Source organism: Agaribacter marinus (assembly GCF_030160655.1).
Classification (GTDB): Bacteria; Pseudomonadota; Gammaproteobacteria; order Enterobacterales; family Alteromonadaceae; genus Glaciecola; species Glaciecola marina.
Genome location: NZ_BSOT01000023.1, coordinates 1 through 1,131, shown reverse-complemented (window position 1 = coordinate 1,131; position 1,131 = coordinate 1). Strand labels below are relative to the sequence as shown.

Annotated in this window: 1 rRNA gene; it reads right to left on the bottom strand. The window is 50.9% G+C overall.

Features of this window, described 5'->3' with window-relative positions:
- Window positions 1–1,131, bottom strand: a 23S ribosomal RNA gene (locus QQK00_RS20415); the annotation flags it as partial.

Sequence of the window (1,131 nt, the reverse complement as noted above, 5' to 3'; positions counted from 1 at the left end):
GCTCGTCTCGTGTCTCAGTCTTAGGTGTCCGGATTTGCCTAAACACCCAACCTACACACTTTCACTTGGACAACCAACGCCAAGCTTGCTTAGCCTTCTCCGTCCCTCCATCACTGAATATACAAGTACGGGAATATTAACCCGTTTCCCATCGACTACGCATCTCTGCCTCGCCTTAGGGGCCGACTTACCCTGCCCTGATTAGCATGGGACAGGAAACCTTGGTCTTCCGGCGTGGGGGTTTTTCACCCCCATTATCGTTACTCATGTCAGCATTCGCACTTGTGATATGTCCAGCAAACCTCTCGATTCACCTTCATCCACTTACACAACGCTCCCCTACCCAAAGTCCTAAGACTTTGCCGCAGCTTCGGTATATTGCTTAGCCCCGTTACATCTTCCGCGCAGGCCGACTCGACTAGTGAGCTATTACGCTTTCTTTAAAGGGTGGCTGCTTCTAAGCCAACCTCCTAGCTGTCTTAGCCTTCCCACATCGTTTCCCACTTAGCAATATTTTGGGACCTTAGCTGGCGGTCTGGGTTGTTTCCCTCTCCACGACGGACGTTAGCACCCGCCGTGTGTCTCCCGGATAGCACTCATCGGTATTCGGAGTTTGCAAAGGGTTGGTAAGTCGGGATGACCCCCTAGCCTTAACAGTGCTCTACCCCCAATGGTGTTCGTCCGAGGCTCTACCTAAATAGATTTCGGGGAGAACCAGCTATCTCCCGGTTTGATTGGCCTTTCACCCCCAGCCACAGGTCATCCCCTAACTTTTCAACGTTAGTGGGTTCGGTCCTCCAGTTGATGTTACTCAACCTTCAACCTGCCCATGGCTAGATCACCGGGTTTCGGGTCTATACCTAGCAACTATCGCGCAGTTAACACTCGCTTTCGCTACGGCTCCACTATTCGCTTAACCTTGCTACTAAATATAAGTCGCTGACCCATTATACAAAAGGTACGCAGTCACAACTATAAGTTGCTCCCACTGCTTGTACGCACACGGTTTCAGGTTCTATTTCACTCCCCTCACTGGGGTTCTTTTCGCCTTTCCCTCACGGTACTGGTTCACTATCGGTCAATCAGGAGTATTTAGCCTTGGAGGATGGTCCCCCCATATTCAGTCAAGAT